The following is a 17,879-nucleotide window of genomic DNA, read 5'->3' on the forward strand; positions in this document are numbered from 1 at the left end:
TTAACATCCAACATCATCGTTGATTGTCAGACCGCTTTCGCGAGCAGGCTCGCTCCCACAGTTTTTATTGCGTGATGCTTAAGCGATCTTTTCGAACTTCAGATCCCACACGCCATGGCCAAGACGTTCGCCGCGGCGTTCGAACTTGGTGATCGGGCGTTCGGCCGGGCGCGGGACGCATCTGCCGTCTTCGGCGAGGTTGCGGTAGCCCGGGGCGACGTTCATCACTTCCAGCATGTACTCGGCGTACGGTTCCCAGTCGGTGGCCATGTGCAGAATGCCGCCGACCTTGAGCTTGCTGCGCACCAGTTCGGCGAACGAGGCCTGGACGATGCGGCGCTTGTGGTGGCGGCTCTTGTGCCACGGATCCGGGAAAAACAGCATCAGGCGATCGAGGCTGTTGTCGGCGATGCAGCGGTTGAGCACTTCGATCGCGTCGCAATCGTAGACCCGCAGGTTGGTCAGCCCTTGGGTCAGCACGCCATTGAGCAGCGCGCCGACACCCGGGCGGTGCACTTCCACACCGATGAAATCCTGCTCTGGGGCAGCTGCGGCCATTTCCAGCAGCGAGTGGCCCATGCCGAAACCGATTTCCAGCGAGCGCGGTGCTGAGCGGCCGAACACCTGGTCGTAATCGACCGGCGCATCGGCCAGCGGCAGCACGTACAGCGGCGCGCCCTGGTCCAAGCCGCGTTGCTGGCCTTCGGTCATGCGCCCGGCGCGCATCACGAAACTCTTGATGCGGCGGTGTTGGCGCTCGTCGCCTTCGTCCGGCTGGACAGGCGTGTCGTTCGATTCAGTCATCAATGGCTCTTACTTGATCAGACCATCCAGCGGCGAAGAGGCGCTGGCATAGAGTTTTTTCGGCATGCGGCCGGCGAGGTACGCCAGGCGACCAGCGACGATGGCGTGCTGCATGGCTTGCGCCATCATGACCGGTTGCTGGGCGTGGGCGATGGCCGAGTTCATCAGTACGGCGTCGCAACCCAGTTCCATGGCGATGGTCGCGTCGGAAGCGGTACCGACACCGGCATCCACCAGCACCGGGATCTTGGCTTCTTCGAGGATGATCTGCAGGTTGTACGGATTGCAGATGCCCAGACCGGAGCCGATCAGACCCGCCAGCGGCATCACGGCGATGCAACCGATTTCGGCCAACTGGCGAGCGATGATCGGGTCATCGCTGGTGTAGACCATCACGTCGAAGCCTTCCTTGACCAGGGTTTCGGCGGCCTTGAGGGTTTCGATCACGTTGGGAAACAGGGTTTTCTGGTCGGCCAGCACTTCCAGCTTCACCAGGTTGTGGCCGTCGAGCAGTTCACGCGCCAGGCGGCAGGTGCGCACGGCTTCGATGGCGTCGTAGCAACCGGCAGTGTTCGGCAGGAAGGTGTAGCGATCCGGCGACAGCACTTCGAGCAGGTTCGGCTCGCCTTCGATCTGGCCCAGGTTGGTGCGGCGCACGGCGAAAGTGACGATCTCGGCACCCGAGGCTTCGATGGCCTGGCGGGTTTCTTCCATGTCACGGTACTTGCCGGTACCGACCAGCAAACGCGACTGGTAAGTACGACCGGCCAGCACAAAAGGCTTGTCGCTACGAACGATGCTCATGGGGAATCCTCTTTAAGGGTGAGGGTCTTGCAGAATTCTGTGCCCTTGCGGGCCGGGACAATCAGCCGCCGCCGATGGCGTGGACCACTTCGACGTTGTCGCCGTCGTTCAACGTGGTGTCGGCATGCTGGCTGCGCGGGACGATGTCCAGATTGAGCTCGACCGCCACGCGACGTCCGGCCAGATCCAGACGGGTGATCAGGCCCGCAACGGTTTCACCGTCGGGCAATTCAAAGGACTCGCCGTTCAACTGAATGCGCATGCACAACGCCGCCATCATTTTTAGGGGCTGGCATTCTAGCCCGATCATGACCTAAAGGTCAGTACCAAGCGTCAAGCGGTTGGCTGCAAGCGCCAGGCGGCGAGGCCGAGGCAAACCCAACCGATGAGAAACGCCAGGCCTCCGAACGGCGTGATGATGCCGAGTTTGCTGATGCCGGTCATGGTCAGCAGATACAGGCTGCCGGAGAACAACACAATGCCGACGGTGAAGGACAGGCCGGCCCAAGTAATCAGGCGCCCTTGAATCTGCGTGGCCAGCAGCGCAACGCCGAACAGCGCGAGTGTGTGCACCAGTTGGTAGGTGACGCCCGTGTGGAAAATCGTCAGGTATTCCGGCGTCAGACGGTTTTTCAGGCCGTGGGCGGCAAACGCACCGAGCGCAACACCGGTGAATCCGAAAAAAGCGGCCAGCATCAAAAAGCCACGCAGCATGGGGAACTCCAGTCAGACGCCATCGGCAGGGTCTGTATAATGGCCCGCTCCACGGGTTCGGCCAAGCCATCTCTATGCTGCGTTCAATTTTCCGTCGTCTCACGAAGGCTCTGCTCTGGTTCGCCGGCGGCAGCGTCTTGCTGGTGCTGGTGTTCCGCTTCGTGCCACCGCCGGGTACGGCGTTGATGGTCGAGCGCAAGGTCGAATCCTGGGTCGACGGCGAGCCGATTGACCTGCAGCGCACCTGGAAACCGTGGAACGAGATCTCCGATGACCTGAAAGTGGCGGTAATTGCTGGCGAAGACCAGAAATTCCCCGAGCACTGGGGCTTCGATCTGCGCGCGATTCAGGCCGCTCTGGCCCACAACGAACTGGGCGGTTCGATTCGCGGTGCCAGCACCTTGAGCCAGCAGGTGTCGAAAAATCTCTTTCTCTGGTCCGGCCGCAGCTATCTACGCAAAGGCCTGGAAGCGTGGTTTACCGCGCTGATCGAGGTGTTCTGGCCCAAGCAGCGGATTCTTGAAGTGTACCTGAACAGTGTCGAGTGGGATGACGGCGTGTTTGGCGCTGAAGCGGCGGCGCGGCATCACTTTGGCGTGAGCGCGAAGTCATTGTCGCGCCAGCAGGCGAGTTATCTGGCTGCCGTACTGCCCAATCCACGGGTGTGGAGCGCGAGTCATCCGACCGGTTATGTATCGCGACGCGCCGGGTGGATTCGGCAGCAGATGAGTCAGCTGGGCGGGGACAGTTACTTGCTCGGGCTGAATGATTCGCGACGGGCGCCTTGGGCTGAATAACACCGAAATTCCAATGTGGGAGCGAGCTTGCTCGCGAATGCGGTGGATCATTCAGCAGTGGCGGTGACTGACACTCCGCTTTCGCGAGCAAGCTCGCTCCCACATGGGTTTTGCGTAAAGCCAGAAATGAAAACGCCCCGATCATCGCTGATCGGGGCGTTTTTTATTGCTGATGCGCCGGTTACGCGGCGATCGACAACTTGAGCTTGTTCATCGCGCTCTTTTCGAGCTGACGGATTCGCTCGGCCGACACGTTGTACTTCTGCGCCAGATCGTGCAGTGTGGCTTTCTCTTCCGCCAGCCAGCGCTGGTAGAGGATGTCACGGCTGCGCTCGTCCAGCACTTCCAGTGCTTCGTGCAGGTTGGTGTTGGAGTTGTCGCTCCAGTCGGCATCTTCCAGTTGACGCGCCGGGTCGTACCGGTGGTCTTCCAGGTAGTTGGCCGGCGACTGGAAAGCGCTGTCGTCGTCGGCTTCGGCAGCCGGGTCGAAGGCCATGTCGTGGCCGGTCAGGCGGCTTTCCATCTCGCGCACTTCACGTGGTTCGACGCCAAGGCTTTCCGCCACACGGTGGACTTCCTCGTTGTTCAGCCACGCCAGACGCTTCTTCTGGCTGCGCAGGTTGAAGAACAGCTTGCGCTGGGCCTTGGTGGTCGCGACTTTCACAATGCGCCAGTTGCGCAGGATGAACTCGTGAATTTCCGCCTTGATCCAGTGCACGGCGAACGACACCAGACGCACGCCCATTTCCGGGTTGAAGCGCTTGACGGCCTTCATCAGGCCGACGTTGCCTTCCTGTATCAGGTCAGCCTGAGCCAGACCGTAGCCGGAATAGCTACGGGCAATGTGTACGACAAAACGCAGGTGGGCGAGCACCATCTGCCGAGCCGCCCCCAAATCCTGCTCATAGTAGAGACTCTCGGCCAGTTCACGCTCCTGCTCCGGCGTCAGCAATGGAATGCTGTTGACGGTGTGCACATAGGCTTCCAGGTTCGCACCCGGAACCAGCGCATACGCAGGTTGCAAAGAATTGGTCATACGAAAAAACCTCCCACTCACATACTCGTGCCTCTCGGCACTGCGAAAAATTGACCGGGAACTCAGGTACAAGTTCCCATAAAAACCGCAAGGTCAATCACGCGCAAAAAAGATTCTACTTCGGCGCCAGCTCCCTGAGATGACGTGCGACTGCAATCCATGCACCGATATAACCCAACAGCACCGCGCCAAGCAAGAGCGACAGACCGTCGGCCACTGGCACGCCGGCCAGGGCGAAATCACTGCCGTACAAACCGGCCAGTCCGACCACCGCATCGTTCAGCCAATTGAGGCCGAACGCCAATACGCCCCAGGACAACAGCCCTGCACCGAAGCCATACAACGCGCCCATATACAGGAAAGGGCGGCGCACATAACTGTCAGTGCCGCCGACGAGTTTAATCACTTCTATCTCGGTGCGGCGGTTTTCAATATGAAGACGAATGGTATTGCCTATCACCAAAAGTAATGCAGACACCAACAATACCGTCAGACCGAAGACAAAGCGGTCGCCAAGCTTGAGGATGGCGGCCAGACGCTCGACCCAGACTAGATCAAGTTGCGCCTGTTGTACCTTCGGCAGCTCGGAAAGTTTTTGTCTTAATGCTTCGAGTGTCGGCTTGTCGACTTCGTTCGGGGTCACCAGCACCACACCCGGCAAAGGGTTGTCGGGCAGCTCACGCAGGGCTTCGCCCAGGCCGGACTGCTGCTGGAATTCTTCCAGCGCCTGATCGCGGCCGACATATTCGGCATCAGCGACGCCGGGCATGCCTTTGATCTGCTCACGCAGCGCTTCACCCTGCTCCGGGCTGGCGTCGAGTTGCAGGTACAGGGAAATCTGCGCCGCGCGCTGCCAGGAACCGCCAAGACGCTCAACGTTGTTGAGCAACAGCGACAGCCCCATCGGCAGACTCAACGCCACGGCCATCACCATGCAGGTGAAGAAGCTGCCGATCGGCTGTTTGCCGAGGCGGCGCAGGCTATCGAGCAGGCTGGCGCGATGGCTTTCGATCCAGGCGTGAAACAGCGTGGCGAAGTCCGGGCCGTCGTCATCGTCGTGTTTTTTCTTCTTCTGCGGTTGCGGGTCGGCGGCCTTCGGGGCCACGCGCTCGGAAACCTTCGGACTGCGTGTCGCACTCATACCCCGGCCTCCCCGTCGCCGATCAGGCGGCCGCGTTGCAGGGTCAGCATGCGATGACGCATGCGCGCGATCAGTGCCAGGTCGTGACTGGCGATCAGCACGCTGGTGCCCAAACGGTTGATGTCTTCGAACACGCCCATGATCTCCGCCGCCAGACGCGGGTCGAGGTTACCGGTCGGTTCGTCTGCCAGCAGCAAGGCCGGGCGATGGACGATGGCGCGGGCAATGCCGACGCGCTGTTGCTGACCGGTGGACAGATCGCCCGGGTACAGATCGGATTTGTCCGACAGTGCCACGCGTTCCAGCGCCGAATCGACGCGCTTGGCGATCTCGACCTTGGACAGGCCGAGGATCTGCAGCGGCAAGGCGACGTTGTTGAACACCGTACGATCGAACAGCAACTGGTGATTCTGGAACACCACGCCGATCTGTCGGCGCAGGAACGGAATCTGCGCGTTGCTGATGGTGCTCAGGTCCTGCCCGGCGAGCAGCAGTTTGCCGCTGGTCGGCCGTTCCATTGCCAGCAACAGGCGCAACAGCGTGGATTTACCGGCACCGGAGTGACCGGTGACAAACAAGAACTCGCCACGACGGACTCGAAAGCTCAGCTCATGCAAGCCGACGTGACCGTTCGGGTAGCGTTTACCGACCTGTTCGAAACGAATCATGAACGCTCCCGCTCGGCAAACAGTGCCTGGACAAAGGGTTCGGCTTCAAAGGTGCGCAAATCGTCGATGCCTTCACCGACGCCGATGTAGCGGATCGGCAGGCCGAACTGCTTGGCCAGGGCGAAAATCACCCCGCCCTTGGCGGTGCCGTCGAGTTTGGTCAGGGCCAGGCCGGTCAGTTCGACGGTCTGGTTGAACTGCTTGGCCTGGTTGATGGCGTTCTGGCCAGTGCCGGCGTCAAGCACCAGCAGCACTTCGTGCGGCGCGTCGGCGTCGAGCTTGCCGATCACCCGGCGAACCTTTTTCAGCTCTTCCATCAGGTTGTCTTTGGTATGCAGGCGACCGGCGGTGTCAGCAATCAGCACATCGATGCCACGGGCCTTGGCCGCTTGCACTGCGTCGAAGATCACCGAAGCGGAATCAGCGCCGGTGTGCTGGGCGATCACCGGAATCTTGTTGCGCTCGCCCCATACCTGCAATTGTTCTACCGCCGCAGCACGGAAGGTGTCACCAGCGGCGAGCATGACTTTCTTGCCTTCCAGTTGCAGCTTCTTCGCCAGTTTGCCGATGGTGGTGGTTTTGCCGGCGCCGTTGACGCCGACCACCAGGATCACGAAAGGCTTGTTCTGCGAGGCGATTTTCAGTGGCTGTTCAACCGGTTTGAGCATCGCGGCCAATTCGGCCTGCAGAGATTTGTACAGGGCGTCGGCGTCGGCCAGCTCCTTACGTGCGACCTTCTGGGTCAGGCGCTGGATGATCTGCGTAGTGGCTTCAACGCCGACGTCGGCGGTGAGCAGACGGGTTTCGAGGTCATCGAGCAGGTCATCGTCGATGGTCTTGCGCCCGAGGAACAGGCTGGCCATGCCCTCGCCGATGCTGGCGCTGGTCTTCGACAGGCCTTGCTTGAGGCGGGCGAAGAAACCGGCTTTGGTTTCTTCGGTGCGCGGGGTTTCGACGGGCGTTTCTACAGGCGCTTCGACCGGCACGACCGGAGCGACAACCGGCGCAGCGGCAAGCGGTGCGGGCTCAGGCTCGGACGGCGGAACAACCGGGGCGGCGGGTTCAGAAATGATCGGCGCTGGCTCGACAACCGGCTCAGGCACAGGCTGCGCAGCCACTTCGGCAACCGGCGCAGGAATCACTGGCGTCACATGCGGCGCTGCTTCTTCAACCAGCGCGACCGGCTCTTCTGCCACTGGCAAGGTCAGCCACGGCTCGGCGGCGGGCGTCAGCGGCAGTTCGGGAGCGGCGGGCGCTTCCGGCTCGGCTTCAGCCTCCGGTTGCAGCACCGGCTCGGCGATAGGCAGCACAATCGGTGCCGGCTCTTCTTCTATTACAGGTGCAGGCGCGGGGGCCGGTTCAGGAATCGCGGGCGGCTGTTCGACGACGGGTTCCTGCGGTTTCTTCCGCAGCCATCCGAACAGGCTTTTCTTCTCGCCAGCCGCAGCTGGGCTCTTCTTGTCGTCGTTGGAACCAAACATGGAGGACGGCTATCTCACGGTAGCGACGCGCCAACAGGGCGCCCCGGCAAATAAATATTCGATGCAGAACAGACTGTGTTTCACCCAGCTTGTTCACGCGCAACATTTTGTCGAGGCACCGAAAGCACCTCAAGGATCGTATTAACGTTGGTCTAAACCGGCAAAGATCGGCGAAAACGCGGAGTTTAGTGGGAAAAACACAGCATTGCGCCGCTAACCTAATCAGCCTTATCACACCCTCAGGCCTGATAGACGTGGTCGCCGGTAAAACGGATCAGTATCCTAGCACCCTCTCGCCCGCCGACGCTAAGACCAAGCGGGCAGCCCAACAGGTTGAAAAACGAATGAATGCTCTTGCCCGCCGCGCTGCTGGCCTGCTGCTCAGCGCAGTCTGCCTGCCCCTTTCGGCCCTGGCGGCCGACCCGCAACCGACCCATGAATTCACCCTCGACAACGGCCTCAAGGTCGTCGTGCGCGAAGACCATCGCGCACCGGTGGTCGTTTCGCAGATCTGGTACAAGGTCGGCTCCAGCTACGAGACTCCGGGCCAGACCGGTCTGTCCCACGCGCTCGAGCACATGATGTTCAAGGGCAGCGAAAAGGTCGGCCCCGGCGAAGCTTCGCTGATCCTGCGCGACCTCGGCGCCGAAGAAAACGCCTTTACCAGCGACGACTTCACGGCTTATTACCAGGTGCTGGCCCGTGATCGTCTCGGCGTGGCCTTCGAGCTGGAAGCCGACCGCATGGCCAACCTGCGCCTGCCGGCCGACGAGTTCGCCAAGGAAATCGAAGTCATCAAGGAAGAGCGCCGCCTGCGCACCGATGACAAGCCGATGTCCAAGGCTTACGAGCGCTACAAGGCCATGGCCTACCCGGCCAGCGGATACCACACGCCGACCATCGGCTGGATGGCTGACCTCGACCGTATGAAAGTCGAGGAACTGCGCCACTGGTACCAATCCTGGTACGCGCCGAACAACGCCACGCTGGTGGTGGTCGGTGACGTCACTCCGGACGAAGTGAAAACCCTCGCCCAGCGTTATTTCGGCCCGGTCGCCAAACGCGACGTGCCACCGGCGAAAAAACCGCTGGAACTGGCCGAGCCCGGCGAACGCCAGATCACCCTGCGCGTGCAGACCCAACTGCCGAGCCTGATGCTTGGCTTCAACGTGCCGAGCATTGCTACCGCTGAAGACAAACGCTCGGTCAACGCCTTGCGCTTGATCTCGGCGCTGCTCGACGGCGGCTACAGCGGACGCATCCCGACGCAGCTGGAACGCGGCGAAGAGCTGGTCTCCGGCGGCTCGTCGGACTATGACGCCTACACCCGTGGCGACAGCCTGTTCACCCTGTCGGCCACGCCAAATACGCAGAAGAAAAAGACCATCGCCCAGGCCGAAGCCGGCTTGTGGAAACTGCTTGAGCAACTGAAAACCACCGCGCCGTCTGCCGAAGAGCTCGAACGCGTCCGCGCTCAAGTCATCGCCGGCCTGGTCTACGAGCGTGACTCGATCACCAGCCAGGCCACCGCGATCGGTCAACTGGAAACGGTCGGCCTGTCGTGGAAGCTGATGGACACCGAACTGGCCGATCTGGAGAGCGTGACCCCGCAAGACATCCAGAACGCCGCGAAAAAGTATTTCACCCGCGAACGTCTCAGCGTCGCCCACGTCCTGCCTTTGGAGACGACTCATGAGTGAGCGCAAAACCCCACGCCTGATGCTGCTTGGCCTGATTGCTGTCGCGGTGATCGGCTCGGCAGCGGTTTATTTGTCGCCAAGCGCTGACAGCAAGGCCAGCGGAGCACTGGATAACGCCAAGTCCAGCCAGAAACTGCAATCGCTGGCCGAACTCGACGGCAAGGCCCCGGCCAGCCGCAAGCTCGACGTACAGACCTGGAACACCGCTGAAGGCGCGAAAGTGCTGTTCGTCGAAGCCCATGAGTTGCCGATGTTCGACATGCGCCTGATCTTCGCCGCTGGCAGCAGCCAGGATGGCAACGTCCCCGGCCTCGCGGTGCTGACCAACGCCATGCTCAACGAAGGCATTGCTGGCAAAGACGTCGGCGCCATCGCTCAAGGCTTTGAAGGCCTCGGCGCCGACTTCGGCAACGGTGCGTTCAAGGACATGGCGCTGGCTTCGCTGCGCAGTCTGAGCGCACCTGAGCAGCGTGAACCGGCGTTGAAGCTGTTCGCCGATGTGGTCGGCAAACCGACCTTCCCCGCCGACTCCTTCGCGCGCATCAAGAACCAGTTGCTCGCCGGTTTCGAATACCAGAAACAGAACCCCGGCAAACTCGCCAGCCTGGAGCTGATGAAGCGTCTGTACGGCGAGCACCCGTACGCGCATTCCAGCGATGGCAATGCCCAAAGCGTGCCGAAGATCACGGTCGAGCAATTGCGCGAGTTCCACGCCAAGGCCTACGCCGCCGGCAACGCTGTGATTGCACTGGTCGGCGACCTGTCGCGAGCCGAAGCCGAGGCGATCGCCAATCAGGTCTCCTCTGCCCTGCCGAAAGGCCCGGCACTGGCGAAAATCGCCGCACCGCAGGAACCGCAGGCCAGCGTCAACCACATCGAGTTTCCGTCGAAACAGACCAACCTGATGCTCGCGCAACTGGGCATCGATCGCGACGATCCGGATTACGCCGCGCTGTCGCTGGGCAACCAGATCCTCGGCGGCGGTGGTTTCGGAACGCGTCTGATGAGCGAAGTGCGCGAGAAGCGCGGCCTGACTTACGGCGTGTATTCGGCGTTCAGCCCGATGCAGGCCCGTGGGCCGTTCATGATCAATCTGCAGACCCGCGCCGAGATGAGCGAAGGCACCCTGAAACTGGTGCAGGACGTGCTCGCCGACTACCTGAAAACCGGGCCGACACAGAAAGAACTCGACGATGCCAAGCGCGAGCTGGCCGGCAGCTTCCCGCTGTCCACCGCGAGCAACGCCGACATCGTTGGCCAGCTCGGCGCGATGGGCTTCTATAATCTGCCGCTGAGCTATCTCGACGATTTCATGCGTCAGTCGCAGAGCCTGACCGTAGAGCAAGTCCGCGACGCCCTGAACAAACACCTGAGCACGGAGAAAATGGTCATCGTCACCGCTGGCCCGACCGTGCCGCAAAAGCCGTTACCGGCCCCATCTGATAAACCTGCCGAGCAACCGCTCGGGGTTCCGGAGCATTAATGGCGACTCGAGCACCGAAAAAACCTGTGCAAAACGTGCACAACGGCGTGAACCAGCTGCGCATCATTGGCGGCCAGTGGCGCAGCCGCAAGCTGAGCTTTCCCGACGCACCGGGCCTGCGCCCGACCCCGGATCGCGTGCGTGAAACCCTGTTCAACTGGCTCGCGCCGTATGTCGAAGGGGCGAAAGTGCTCGACCCGTTCGCCGGCAGCGGCGCGCTGTTTCTCGAAGCCCTGTCCCGTGGCGCGGCCACGGCCCAGGCGCTGGACGCCAGCAACGTTGCGGTTTCCAGCCTGAAAGAACATCTCGGCACCCTGCGTTGCAGCAACGGCCAGGTGCAAACCGCCGATGCGCTGCGCTACCTGGAAACCCAGACCGCGACGCCGTTCGACCTGGTGTTCCTCGACCCGCCGTTCAACCAGAACCTGCTGCCAGCGGTTTGTACCTTGCTGGAAGAACGCCAATGGCTGGCGGCCGATTCGTGGATCTACACTGAAAGCGAAACAGCGCCATCGACGCTGGGCCTGCCGGGCAACTGGCGTCTGCATCGTGAACAGAAATCCGGTCGGGTTTTTTACGCGCTGTGGCAGCGCACGGCGGACATCGCCGGCTGACAAGGTCGCAAGCAACCTGCGGCGAGGGGGCAAGCTTCCTCGCCACAAGCCCATCGAGAATCATCGTGCCCCCTTCGCCAGAACGCTTCATCCCCGCCTTCGGCCTCGGCAATCCGCATCTGCAAACGCTGTGGGGGCCGCTGTGGCGCAAGACCGTGCACATCGAGCGAGAACGCGAGCGCCTGTGGCTCGAGGACGGCGACTTCCTCGACCTCGACTGGCACGGCCCGCACAGCGCCGAGGCGCCGTTGGTACTGGTGCTGCACGGTTTGACCGGCTCTTCCAATTCGCCCTACGTGGCGGGCATTCAAAAGGCCTTGGCCGAGCAGGGCTGGGCCAGCGTCGCGCTGAACTGGCGCGGTTGTTCCGGCGAGCCGAATCTGTTGCCGCGCAGCTACCACTCCGGCGCCAGCGAAGACCTTGCCGAAGCCATCCAGCACCTGCACGCGAAACGCCCGTTGGCGCCGTTGTACGCGGTCGGCTATTCGCTGGGGGGTAATGTGCTGCTCAAGCATCTGGGTGAAACCGGCAGCGACAGCGGCGTGCTCGGCGCGGTGGCGGTGTCGGTACCGTTCCGTCTCGATCAATGTGCCGATCGTATCGGCCAAGGGTTTTCGCGGGTGTATCAGGCGCACTTCATGCGAGAGATGGTCGCCTACATCAGGAACAAGCAGCGTCAGTTCCAGCATGACGGGCGCGAAGACGGCCTGGCGAAACTGGCCGCGCTCGGCTCGCTGGAGAACATGCGTACGTTTTGGGATTTCGACGGCCGGGTTACCGCGCCGCTGCATGGCTTCAATGATGCCGAGGATTATTACCGCCGCGCCTCGAGCCGCTACTACCTCGGCGAGATCCGCACGCCGACGCTGATCATTCAGGCGGCGGACGATCCGTTTGTATTTCCACACAGCCTGCCGCAAGCCGACGAGTTGTCAGCCTGCACCCGGTTCGAATTGCAGGCGCGTGGCGGTCATGTCGGCTTCGTCGACGGCTCGGTGCGCCGGCCCGGGTATTACCTGGAGCGGCGTATCCCGCAATGGCTGGCCGAGACCAGTGTGTGAACACCGCATATCCCCTGTAGGAGTGAGCCTGCTCGCGAAGGCGGTGGGTCAGTCTGGAAATTCAATGCCTGACAGGACGCCTTCGCGAGCAGGCTCGCTCCCACATGCGATCAGCGATGTTATTCGCCGGTGGCAATGCCGCGCGACGGTTCGTTGATCCACTCGCTCCACGATCCGGCATACAGCGCACCCAGCGGATAGCCGGCCAGGCACAGTGCAAACAGGTTGTGACACGCCGTCACCCCGGAGCCGCAGTAGGCGACCAGTTCCGACGGTGAGCGATCGCCCAGTTTCGCGGCAAAGCGCTGCTTGAGCTGCTCGGCCGGCAAAAACCGTCCATCACTGCCGAGGTTGTCGGTGAACGCCGCACACTGTGCGCCGGGAATGTGCCCGGCGACCGGATCGATGGGTTCCATTTCGCCCTTGAAGCGCGGCAAGGCGCGGGCGTCGAGCAGGGTCAGGGTTGGCTGGCCGAGGCGCTGCTGCAATTGTTCGGCGCTGAGCAACAGGCTCATGTCCGGCTGACCACTGAAGCTGCCCGGCGTCACGCTCGGCGGATCCAGGCTCAGCGGCAGGCCGGCGGCGTGCCAGGCTTTGAGCCCGCCATCGAGAATGAATACGCCGTCGCGCTTGCCCAGCCATGCCAGCAACCACCACGCCCGCGCCGCGTATGCACCCGGGCCGTCGTCATACAGAACCACATCGCTGTCGTTGCTGATGCCCCAGGCTTGCAGGCGTTCGATCAGCGCCGCCGGCTCGGGCAACGGATGACGCCCGGTCACGCCCTTCTCGACTTTGCCGCTCAGATCCCGTTCCAGATCGGCGAAACTCGCCCCGGCAATGTGCCCTTCGGCGTAGCTGCGCTGGCCGTAATCCGGATCTTCGAGGGCAAAACGACAATCGAGAATCACCAGCCCCGGCTGCTCTTTGCGAGCGTCCAGTGCTTGTGGGCTGATCAACTGCGCAATCGACATAACGGGCTCCTGTGGAATTCGGCTGAACGGTTTATTTCACGTCTTCAAGGGCCTGCGCCAGCGGCACGTAGAACTCGTCGAACAATGCGTTGACTTCATCCCGCGCCTGATCGGTAACAAACCCTGCTTCCAGCACCAGCACCTGATACACGCCACGCTTCACGGCCTGTTCGCTGAGGTGGTTGGAGTTTTCCCGGGTGGTGCACAGAAAACGCACCCACGAGGTCAGGATGATCCACGCATTGAGGGTCAGCGATTCGATCTGCACGCGATCCATTTTCAGAATGCCGGCGGCGACAAAACCTTCGTAGATTGCGGCCCCCTGGATCACGCAGCGCTGGGAGAAACGCCGATAACGCGCGGCCAGTTCCGCATCGCTGTCGAGCAGATGCTCGAGGTCGCGGTGCAGAAAGCGGTAGCGCCACATGGCCGAAAGCAGTTCCTTGAGATAGAAACGCTTGTCCTCGACGGTCGCCGGGCGGCCCTGAGGCGGACGCAGAAAGCTGTCCACCAGGGCTTCGTACTCACTGAACAACACGGCGATGATCGCCTGCTTGTTGGGGAAGTGGTAGTACAGGTTGCCCGGAGAAATCTCCATGTGCGCGGCGATGTGGTTGGTGCTGACGCTGCGCTCGCCCTGCTGATTGAACAGCTCCAGGCTGTTCTGAACGATGCGCTCGCTGGTTTTTATTCGTGGGGCCATGGCTTGAGCTTTAATTCAGAGTGCGTAGACGGCGCATCTTACGACCTAACCGGAAATGGATAAAACACTGACGTGCGCGGAAGTCGTTTGACTTTCTAGAGCTTAGACTCTAAAAAGTGCCCACTACAATAAAATCCGGAGCCCGCGATGACTGCCGACATTGCCTACCTGCAAACGCTGCAACAGCCTCTTGAAACCCTCGATCGGCAGTTCCAGGCACAACGGGCCGCGTACGCCGCCAACCCGATGCCGCCGGCCGCGCAACGTCAGCAATGGCTCAAGGCTTTGCGCGATCTGCTCAGCGCTGAGCGGCAGGCATTGATCGACGCGATCAGCGCCGATTTCAGTCACCGCAGCGCCGACGAAACCCTGCTCGCCGAGCTGATGCCGAGCCTGCACGGCATTCACTACGCCAGTCGTCACCTGAAAAACTGGATGAAGCCCTCGCGGCGCAAGGTAGGCATGGCGTTCCAGCCTGCTTCGGCGAAGGTGGTTTATCAGCCGCTGGGCGTGGTCGGCGTGATCGTGCCGTGGAACTACCCGCTGTATCTGGCCGTGGGGCCGATGGTCGGCGCCCTGGCTGCCGGCAATCGGGTGATGCTCAAGCTCAGCGAATCGACCCCGGCTACCGGCCTGCTGCTCAAAGAACTGCTGGCGCGGATCTTTCCCGAAGACTTGGTTTGCGTGGTGCTGGGCGAAGCGGATGTCGGCGTGGCGTTCTCGCGTCTGCCTTTCGATCATCTGCTGTTCACCGGCTCCACCAGCGTCGGCAAGCACGTCATGCGCGCTGCCGCGGAAAACCTCACGCCGGTCACCTTGGAACTGGGCGGCAAGTCGCCGGCCATCGTCTCCAGAGACGTACCGCTCAAGGACGCCGCCGAACGCATCGCCTTCGGCAAGACCCTGAACGCCGGGCAGACCTGCGTCGCGCCCGACTATGTGCTGGTGCCGGAAGACCGCGTCGGCGCTTTCGTCGAGGCCTATCGTCAGGCTGTGCAAGGCTTCTACCCGACCTTGGCCGACAACGCCGACTACACCGCGATCATCAACGAACGCCAGTTGGCCCGACTGAACGGTTACGTCAGCGACGCGACCAGCAAGGGCGCGCTGCTGATCCCGCTGTTCGAACAAGGCCAGGGCCGACGCATGCCGCACAGCGTGCTGCTCAATGTCAGCGATGAAATGACCGTGATGCAGGACGAAATCTTCGGCCCGTTGCTGCCAATCGTGCCTTATCGCGATCTGGAGCAGGCATTCGCTTACATCAATCAGCGGCCTCGTCCTCTGGCTCTTTACTACTTTGGCTACGACAAACGCGAGCAGCATCGCGTACTGCACGAGACCCATTCCGGCGGTGTGTGCCTGAACGACACCTTGTTGCATGTGGCTCAGGACGACATGCCCTTCGGTGGCATCGGCCCCTCGGGCATGGGCCATTACCACGGCCACGAAGGTTTCCTGACCTTCAGCAAGGCCAAGGGCGTGCTGATCAAACAGCGCTTCAACGCGGCCCGGCTGATCTACCCGCCCTACGGCAGATCGATTCAGAAACTGATTCAGAAACTGTTCATTCGCTAAACGTTCGTCGACGCCGGGTAATAACAACAATGCACCCAAGCCTGACCGAAACACCCGCCCTGTCGCGCCGTGGCCTGCTGAAATTCAGCCTCGGCGCCAGCGCGTTTCTCGCCACCGCCGGCCTTGGCGCCAGCCTCACTGGCTGCTCGTCGAGCGTCAGCGCCAACGGCTTTGTGGTTTTGCGCGACGGCGACCTACTGTTCCTGCGCGCGCTGATCCCGGTGATGCTCGACGGCGCCGTCGCCGCTGGGGAAATGCCCGCAGCGGTCGACGGCACGCTGAAGTCGCTGGACTACAGCCTCGATCACGTGTCGCCGGAAATGCTCAAGCTCACTCGGCAACTGTTCGACGTGCTGGGCATGGCCGTGACCCGTGGCCCGCTCACCGGCATCTGGGGCAGTTGGGAAAACGCCAGCCCTGAAGCGATGCGGCATTTCCTCGAACGCTGGGAGAACAGTTCATTGAGCTTGCTGCGCATGGGCCATAGCTCATTGCAGCAGATGGTGATGATGGCGTGGTACACCCGCGCCGAATCCTGGGCGCATTGCGGTTATCCCGGGCCGCCTAAGGTCTGAAACCGGGGCGCGGCCTTCGCGAGCAGGCTCGCTCCCATATTTGAAATGCATGTCCCTGTGGGAGCGAGCCTGCTCGCGAAGGGGCCAGCCGCCACACACACCCGCATCCAGAATAATAAAGAGAACCTGACCGATGCCCATACCCGATCCCTTCCGCGAAGGCCTCGCCCGAGGCTGGAAAACCTACAACGGCGCGCAACTGAGCGACGACCTCACCCTCGAAGCCGACGTGGCGATCATCGGCAGTGGCGCCGGCGGCGGCACCACGGCGGAGATCCTCAGCGCGGCCGGCTACAAAGTCCTGCTGATCGAAGAAGGCCCGCTGAAGACCAGTTCGGATTTCAAACTGCTCGAAGACGAGGCCTACAGCAGCCTCTATCAGGAAGGCATCGGGCGCATGAGCAAGGACGGCGCGATCACGATCCTGCAGGGCCGCGCAGTCGGCGGCACGACGCTGATCAACTGGACCTCGAGCTTCCGCACACCAGAGCCGACCCTCGAACACTGGGCCAGCGAGCACAACGTCAAAGGCCATAGTCCGGCAGAGATGGCGCCGTGGTTCGAAAAAATGGAGCAGCGCCTCGGGGTCGCGCCGTGGATGGTGCCGCCCAATGCCAACAACGATGTGATCCGCAAAGGCTGCGAGCAACTCGGCTACAGCTGGCACGTGATCCCGCGCAACGTTCGCGGTTGCTGGAATCTCGGCTATTGCGGCATGGGCTGTCCGAGCAACGCCAAGCAATCGATGATGGTCACGACCATCCCGGCGACGCTGGAAAAGGGCGGCGAGCTGCTGTATCTGGCGCGGGTGGAGAAACTGCTGATCAGTGGCGACAAGGTCACCGGCCTGCATTGCGTGGCGATGGACCAACGCTGCGTCGAGCCGACCGGGCGCAGCATCAACGTCAAGGCGCGGCATTACGTGCTGGCCGGCGGCGGCATCAACAGCCCGGCGCTGTTGCTGCGCTCCGACGTGCCGGATCCGCATGAGCGCGTGGGCAAGCGCACCTTTCTGCACCCGGTGAACATGTCCGCCGCGCGTTTCGCCGAGGTGGTCAATCCGTTCTACGGCGCGCCGCAGTCGATTTATTCCGACCATTTTCAATGGAAGGACGGCACCACCGGGCCGATGGCATTCAAACTTGAAGTGCCACCGCTGCATCCGGCGCTGGCCGCCACACTGCTCGGTGGTTTCGGCAAGGAAAACGCCCAGCATATGGCCGACCTGCCGCACACCCACGCGATGCTGGCGCTGCTACGCGATGGCTTCCACCCGGACAGCAGCGGTGGCTCGGTGGAGCTGCGCGGTGATGGCTCGCCGGTGCTCGACTATCAGGTTTCGCAATACGCATGGGACGGTTTGCGCCGGGCCTTTCACGTCATGGCCGAAATCCAGTTCGCCGGCGGCGCGCAATCGGTGATGCCGATGCACGCCGACGGCCGCTATGTGAAGACACTGGCCGAGGCGCGCTCAATGATCGATGGACTGAGCCTGGAGCTGTACCGCACGCGACTCGGCAGCGCTCATGTGATGGGTGGTTGTGCGATGGGTGAAGATCCGCAAAGCGCGGTCGCTGACAGCCTCGGCCGCCATCATCAACTGCGCAATCTGTCGATTCACGACGGCTCGCTGTTCCCCACCAGCATCGGCGCCAACCCCCAGCTGTCGGTGTATGGCCTGACCGCGCAACTGGCGACAGCCTTGGCTGACCGACTGAAAAATCCATGAAAAAGCAGAATATTCCT

General features: G+C 62.0%; 18 protein-coding genes. 8 read left to right on the top strand and 10 right to left on the bottom strand.

Features of this window, described 5'->3' with window-relative positions:
- Positions 1–78: 78 nt before the first annotated feature.
- The 4 genes from trmB to V8J63_RS00550 all read right to left on the bottom strand — a co-directional run bounded on the left by trmB (position 79) and on the right by V8J63_RS00550 (position 2,322).
- Complete coding sequence (trmB, locus tag V8J63_RS00535; protein ID WP_110603636.1) at positions 79–804, bottom strand: tRNA (guanosine(46)-N7)-methyltransferase TrmB; 726 nt, start codon at positions 802–804, stop codon at positions 79–81.
- A gap of 9 nt (positions 805–813) precedes the next feature.
- Positions 814–1,608 carry a thiazole synthase gene (locus V8J63_RS00540; RefSeq protein ID WP_007964131.1) on the bottom strand — a complete coding sequence of 265 codons (795 nt, stop codon included), beginning with the start codon at positions 1,606–1,608 and terminating at the stop codon, positions 814–816.
- 61 nt (positions 1,609–1,669) lie between these two features.
- Positions 1,670–1,870, bottom strand: a complete 201-nt coding sequence (thiS, locus tag V8J63_RS00545) for a sulfur carrier protein ThiS (RefSeq protein ID WP_038861193.1) — start codon at positions 1,868–1,870, stop codon at positions 1,670–1,672.
- A gap of 71 nt (positions 1,871–1,941) precedes the next feature.
- On the bottom strand, positions 1,942–2,322 hold the full coding sequence (locus V8J63_RS00550) for a DUF423 domain-containing protein (RefSeq protein ID WP_123441739.1): 381 nt from the start codon (positions 2,320–2,322) through the stop codon (positions 1,942–1,944).
- A 74-nt stretch (positions 2,323–2,396) separates the two neighbouring features.
- Between V8J63_RS00550 and mtgA the strand changes: the two genes are divergently transcribed.
- The gene (gene mtgA, locus V8J63_RS00555) at positions 2,397–3,119 is read left to right on the top strand and encodes a monofunctional biosynthetic peptidoglycan transglycosylase (RefSeq protein WP_095181330.1); all 723 of its coding nucleotides are present in this window, start codon (positions 2,397–2,399) and stop codon (positions 3,117–3,119) included.
- Between the two features lie 181 nt (positions 3,120–3,300).
- Here mtgA and rpoH read toward each other — a convergent pair whose 3' ends face one another.
- The 4 genes from rpoH to ftsY form a co-directional block, all read right to left on the bottom strand.
- Positions 3,301–4,155, bottom strand: a complete 855-nt coding sequence (gene rpoH, locus V8J63_RS00560) for an RNA polymerase sigma factor RpoH (protein WP_016772717.1) — start codon at positions 4,153–4,155, stop codon at positions 3,301–3,303.
- Between the two features lie 115 nt (positions 4,156–4,270).
- Positions 4,271–5,296: a permease-like cell division protein FtsX gene (ftsX, locus tag V8J63_RS00565; protein WP_122612362.1), complete on the bottom strand. Its 1,026-nt coding sequence runs from the start codon at positions 5,294–5,296 to the stop codon at positions 4,271–4,273.
- Positions 5,293–5,964: a cell division ATP-binding protein FtsE gene (gene ftsE, locus V8J63_RS00570; RefSeq protein WP_016772715.1), complete on the bottom strand. Its 672-nt coding sequence runs from the start codon at positions 5,962–5,964 to the stop codon at positions 5,293–5,295. Before ftsE ends, ftsX begins: the two co-directional genes overlap by 4 nt.
- Entirely contained in the window at positions 5,961–7,445 is a 1,485-nt protein-coding gene (gene ftsY, locus V8J63_RS00575) for a signal recognition particle-docking protein FtsY (protein WP_125925434.1), read from the bottom strand. The genes ftsE and ftsY overlap by 4 nt, the downstream gene beginning before the upstream one ends.
- 344 nt (positions 7,446–7,789) lie before the next feature.
- Between ftsY and V8J63_RS00580 the strand changes: the two genes are divergently transcribed.
- From V8J63_RS00580 to V8J63_RS00595, 4 genes are all read left to right on the top strand, one after another.
- Complete coding sequence (locus tag V8J63_RS00580; RefSeq protein WP_041476824.1) at positions 7,790–9,145, top strand: M16 family metallopeptidase; 1,356 nt, start codon at positions 7,790–7,792, stop codon at positions 9,143–9,145.
- Entirely contained in the window at positions 9,138–10,628 is a 1,491-nt protein-coding gene (locus tag V8J63_RS00585) for a M16 family metallopeptidase (RefSeq protein ID WP_336463431.1), read from the top strand. The genes V8J63_RS00580 and V8J63_RS00585 overlap by 8 nt, the downstream gene beginning before the upstream one ends.
- Entirely contained in the window at positions 10,628–11,242 is a 615-nt protein-coding gene (rsmD, locus tag V8J63_RS00590; protein WP_016772711.1) for a 16S rRNA (guanine(966)-N(2))-methyltransferase RsmD, read from the top strand. The genes V8J63_RS00585 and rsmD overlap by 1 nt, the downstream gene beginning before the upstream one ends.
- A 65-nt stretch (positions 11,243–11,307) precedes the next feature.
- Positions 11,308–12,303 carry a hydrolase gene (locus V8J63_RS00595; RefSeq protein WP_130902726.1) on the top strand — a complete coding sequence of 332 codons (996 nt, stop codon included), beginning with the start codon at positions 11,308–11,310 and terminating at the stop codon, positions 12,301–12,303.
- A 119-nt stretch (positions 12,304–12,422) separates the two neighbouring features.
- Here V8J63_RS00595 and V8J63_RS00600 read toward each other — a convergent pair whose 3' ends face one another.
- Positions 12,423–13,277 (bottom strand): sulfurtransferase, encoded by an 855-nt coding sequence (locus V8J63_RS00600; RefSeq protein WP_024014673.1) that lies wholly within the window; start codon positions 13,275–13,277, stop codon positions 12,423–12,425.
- A 31-nt stretch (positions 13,278–13,308) separates the two neighbouring features.
- Positions 13,309–13,980, bottom strand: coding sequence for a TetR/AcrR family transcriptional regulator (locus tag V8J63_RS00605; RefSeq protein WP_016772708.1), 672 nt, complete (start codon positions 13,978–13,980; stop codon positions 13,309–13,311).
- A gap of 147 nt (positions 13,981–14,127) precedes the next feature.
- Between V8J63_RS00605 and V8J63_RS00610 the strand changes: the two genes are divergently transcribed.
- The 3 genes from V8J63_RS00610 to V8J63_RS00620 all read left to right on the top strand — a co-directional run bounded on the left by V8J63_RS00610 (position 14,128) and on the right by V8J63_RS00620 (position 17,862).
- Complete coding sequence (locus V8J63_RS00610; RefSeq protein WP_281891756.1) at positions 14,128–15,558, top strand: coniferyl aldehyde dehydrogenase; 1,431 nt, start codon at positions 14,128–14,130, stop codon at positions 15,556–15,558.
- A 29-nt stretch (positions 15,559–15,587) separates the two neighbouring features.
- Positions 15,588–16,133 (top strand): twin-arginine translocation pathway signal protein, encoded by a 546-nt coding sequence (locus V8J63_RS00615; RefSeq protein WP_197891247.1) that lies wholly within the window; start codon positions 15,588–15,590, stop codon positions 16,131–16,133.
- 133 nt (positions 16,134–16,266) lie between these two features.
- On the top strand, positions 16,267–17,862 hold the full coding sequence (locus V8J63_RS00620; RefSeq protein WP_336463432.1) for a GMC family oxidoreductase: 1,596 nt from the start codon (positions 16,267–16,269) through the stop codon (positions 17,860–17,862).
- Positions 17,863–17,879: the final 17 nt, after the last annotated feature.

This window comes from Pseudomonas sp. CCNWLW23, from assembly GCF_037095675.1.
In the GTDB taxonomy this organism is placed as follows: domain Bacteria; phylum Pseudomonadota; class Gammaproteobacteria; order Pseudomonadales; family Pseudomonadaceae; genus Aquipseudomonas; species Aquipseudomonas atacamensis.

Coding starts and splice junctions, on each gene's coding strand:
- trmB (WP_110603636.1), bottom strand. CDS start 804: ATGACTGAATCGAACGACACGCCTGTCCAGCCGGACGAAGGCGACGAG.
- V8J63_RS00540 (WP_007964131.1), bottom strand. CDS start 1,608: ATGAGCATCGTTCGTAGCGACAAGCCTTTTGTGCTGGCCGGTCGTACT.
- thiS (WP_038861193.1), bottom strand. CDS start 1,870: ATGCGCATTCAGTTGAACGGCGAGTCCTTTGAATTGCCCGACGGTGAA.
- V8J63_RS00550 (WP_123441739.1), bottom strand. CDS start 2,322: ATGCTGCGTGGCTTTTTGATGCTGGCCGCTTTTTTCGGATTCACCGGT.
- mtgA (WP_095181330.1), top strand. CDS start 2,397: ATGCTGCGTTCAATTTTCCGTCGTCTCACGAAGGCTCTGCTCTGGTTC.
- rpoH (WP_016772717.1), bottom strand. CDS start 4,155: ATGACCAATTCTTTGCAACCTGCGTATGCGCTGGTTCCGGGTGCGAAC.
- ftsX (WP_122612362.1), bottom strand. CDS start 5,296: ATGAGTGCGACACGCAGTCCGAAGGTTTCCGAGCGCGTGGCCCCGAAG.
- ftsE (WP_016772715.1), bottom strand. CDS start 5,964: ATGATTCGTTTCGAACAGGTCGGTAAACGCTACCCGAACGGTCACGTC.
- ftsY (WP_125925434.1), bottom strand. CDS start 7,445: ATGTTTGGTTCCAACGACGACAAGAAGAGCCCAGCTGCGGCTGGCGAG.
- V8J63_RS00580 (WP_041476824.1), top strand. CDS start 7,790: ATGAATGCTCTTGCCCGCCGCGCTGCTGGCCTGCTGCTCAGCGCAGTC.
- V8J63_RS00585 (WP_336463431.1), top strand. CDS start 9,138: ATGAGTGAGCGCAAAACCCCACGCCTGATGCTGCTTGGCCTGATTGCT.
- rsmD (WP_016772711.1), top strand. CDS start 10,628: ATGGCGACTCGAGCACCGAAAAAACCTGTGCAAAACGTGCACAACGGC.
- V8J63_RS00600 (WP_024014673.1), bottom strand. CDS start 13,277: ATGTCGATTGCGCAGTTGATCAGCCCACAAGCACTGGACGCTCGCAAA.
- V8J63_RS00605 (WP_016772708.1), bottom strand. CDS start 13,980: ATGGCCCCACGAATAAAAACCAGCGAGCGCATCGTTCAGAACAGCCTG.
- V8J63_RS00610 (WP_281891756.1), top strand. CDS start 14,128: ATGACTGCCGACATTGCCTACCTGCAAACGCTGCAACAGCCTCTTGAA.
- V8J63_RS00615 (WP_197891247.1), top strand. CDS start 15,588: ATGCACCCAAGCCTGACCGAAACACCCGCCCTGTCGCGCCGTGGCCTG.
- V8J63_RS00620 (WP_336463432.1), top strand. CDS start 16,267: ATGCCCATACCCGATCCCTTCCGCGAAGGCCTCGCCCGAGGCTGGAAA.